The sequence below is a fragment of the Mycobacterium sp. genome, from assembly GCF_046095365.1.
GTDB lineage: Bacteria > Actinomycetota > Actinomycetes > Mycobacteriales > Mycobacteriaceae > Mycobacterium.
This window is the reverse complement of sequence record NZ_JBJTJF010000016.1, coordinates 1-2998: the sequence shown is the minus strand read 5'-3', so window position 1 is coordinate 2998 and position 2998 is coordinate 1. Positions and strand designations below refer to the sequence as shown.

Below are 2998 nucleotides of genomic sequence, written 5' to 3'. Positions count from 1 at the left end.
GGTGCAGTTGGTCAGGTAGTTGCTGGTGACGCCGAACCTCCCGGAAGCCACCTGCTTGATGGCGCTGCGGCGCCAGTCGCCGTTGTCGTCGCGCTCGAAGCGGCTGACGGCTTCGCCGCCCTCGCCCGAGTTCGACCGCGCGCCGAGGCGGTTCATCGCGACGGCCAGCGTCTCGTGCGCCTCGGCGGAGATCGAGCCGTAGCTCATGGCTCCGGTGGAGAACCGCTTGACGATCTCGGCGGCCGGCTCCACCTCGTCGATCGGCACCGGCGGGCGGACACCCTCTTTGAACTTCAGCAGCCCGCGCAGCGAGGCGATCTTCTCGCTCTGGCCGTCGACCATCCGGGTGTACTCCTTGAACACCTCGTACTGCCCGGTGCGGGTGGAGTGCTGCAGCTTGAACACGGTGTCGGGGTTGAACAGGTGGTACTCGCCCTCGCGGCGCCACTGGTACTCCCCGCCGACCTCGAGCTCGCGGTGCGCGCGCTCGTCGGGCCGGTCCAGGTAGGCCAGTTGGTGGCGGGCGGCCACGTCGGCGGCGATGTCATCCAGGTCGATCCCGCCGACCGGGCAGCTCAGGCCGGTGAAGTACTCGTCGAGCACCTTCTGGGAGATGCCGATGGCCTGGAACAGCTGGGCGCCGGTGTATGAGGCGACGGTGGAGATGCCCATCTTCGACATCACCTTCAGCACGCCCGTGCCGGCGGCCTTGATGTAGTTGCTCAGCGCCTTCTCGCGGTCGATACCGGTGATCACCTCCCGGTCGATCATGTCGCTGATCGACTCGAAGGCCATGTAGGGGTTGATCGCCCCTGCGCCGAAGCCGATGAGCATGGCCATGTGGTGCACCTCGCGGGCGTCACCGGCCTCGAGCACCAGGCCGACCTGGGTGCGGGTGCGCTCACGAACCAGGTGGTGGTGCACCGCGGCCACCGACAGCAGCGACGGGATCGGCGCCATCGTCGGGTTGGACTCGCGGTCGGAGAGGATCAGGATCTGCGCGCAGCCGGCGATCGCCTTGGACGCCTCGGCGCGGATGTCGTCGAGCGCGCGGCGCAGGCCCGCGCCGCCCTTGGCCACCGGGTACAGACAGCTGATAACCGCGGCGCGCATGCCGTGGCGGTGGCCGTGCACCTCGTCCTCGGGGTCGAGGTTGACCAGCTTGGCCAGTTCGTGGTTGCGCAGGATCGGCTGCGGCAGCAGGATCTGGTGACACGAGGCCGCGGTCGGGTGCAGCAGGTCCCGCTCCGGGCCCAGCGTCGCCGACAGGCTGGTCACCACCTCCTCGCGGATGGCGTCCAGCGGCGGGTTGGTCACCTGGGCGAACAACTGCTGGAAATAGTCGAACAGCATCCGCGGCCGCGAGGACAGCACCGCGATCGGGGTGTCGGTGCCCATCGACCCGAGCGCCTCGACGCCGGTGCGCGCCATCGGCGCCACCAGCATGTTGAGTTCCTCGTAGGTGTAGCCGAAAGCCTGCTGGCGCAGCACCACCCGGTGGTGGGGCATCCGGATGTAGGGCCCCTGCGGCAGGTCGTCGAGGTGGAACTGCTCGGCCGCCAGCCACTCGGCATAGGGTTGCCCGGCGGCCAGTTCGGCCTTGATCTCCTCGTCGGCGATGATCCGGCCCTGCGCGGTGTCCACCAGGAACATCCGGCCCGGGTGGTCAAGCGCATGCGGTTGCAGCCGGGCCGGATCCAGTTCCAGCACACCGGATTCCGACGCCATGACCACCAGGCCGTCGTCGGTCACCCAGATCCGCGACGGACGCAGGCCGTTGCGGTCGAGCACCGCGCCCACCACGGTGCCGTCGGAGAAGCACACCGAAGCCGGTCCGTCCCACGGCTCCATCAGCGCGGCGTGGTAGGCGTAGAACGCCCGGCGCGCGGGGTCCATGTCCTCGTTGCGCTCCCAGGCCTCCGGGATCATCATCAGCACGGCGTGCGGCAGGCTGCGCCCGCCCAGGTGCAACAGTTCGAGGACCTCGTCGAAGCGGGCGCTGTCCGAGGCGCCCGGCGTGCAGACCGGGAAGACCTTCTCGACGTCGGAACCGAAGACGTCGGTTTTGATCAAGGCCTCACGAGCGCGCATCCAGTTCTCGTTGCCGGTGACGGTGTTGATCTCGCCGTTGTGCGCGATGCGGCGGAACGGGTGCGCCAGCGGCCAGGACGGGAAGGTGTTGGTGGAGAACCGCGAGTGCACGATGCCCAGCGCGCTCTCCATGCGGTCGTCCTGCAGGTCCAGATAGAACGCCTTGAGCTGCGGGGTGGTCAGCATGCCCTTGTAGATCAGGGTCCTGCCGGAAAGGCTTGGGAAGTAGACGGTTTCGCGCCCCGGGCCGTCCTGGCCCGGCCCCTTGGTGCCCAGCTCGTGCTCGGCGCGCTTGCGGATCACATAGGCGCGGCGTTCCAGCTCCAGACCCGAGGCGCTCGGGTCCATCCCGTCGCTTCGCTCCCCCCAGCCGATGAACAGCTGCCGGAAGGTCGGCATCGCGTCGCGGGCCAGCGCGCCCAGCGATGAGTCGTCGGTGGGAACCTCGCGCCAGCCCAGCACGGTCAGGCCCTCGGCCTCGACGATCTTCTCCAGACCTTCGGCGGCCAGCACGGCGTCGCGGGAGGACTGCGGCAGGAAGGCGATCCCGGTGGCGTAGGAACCCTCCTCGGGAAGGTCGAACTCCACCACCGCGCGCAGGAACCTGTCCGGCACCCCGATCATGATCCCGGCGCCGTCACCGCTGTTGGGCTCGGCACCGGCGGCGCCGCGGTGCTCGAGGTTCAGCAGGGCGGTGATGGCCTTGTCGACGATGTCGCGGCTGCGCCGGCCGTGCATGTCGACGACCATCGCGACACCGCACGCATCATGCTCGTACAGCGGGTTGTAGAGCCCGACACTGGTGGGCATACGCACCTGACCCTTCACATGTCCGCGAAGCGGCTCGCCCCTGGCTGTGGATGGCGCGCCGCGCCCCGTCCGGGTTCGTCCGTGCGTCGGTGAACGG

General features: G+C 69.1%; 1 protein-coding gene. It reads right to left on the bottom strand.

What is annotated here, in order from left to right; genetic code table 11:
- Positions 1-2901, bottom strand: a 2901-nt coding sequence (locus ACKOQ4_RS01260; RefSeq protein WP_526288031.1) for a glutamate synthase central domain-containing protein, incomplete at its 3' end; no start/stop codon positions are given.
- Between the last annotated feature and the right edge of the window lie 97 nt (positions 2902-2998).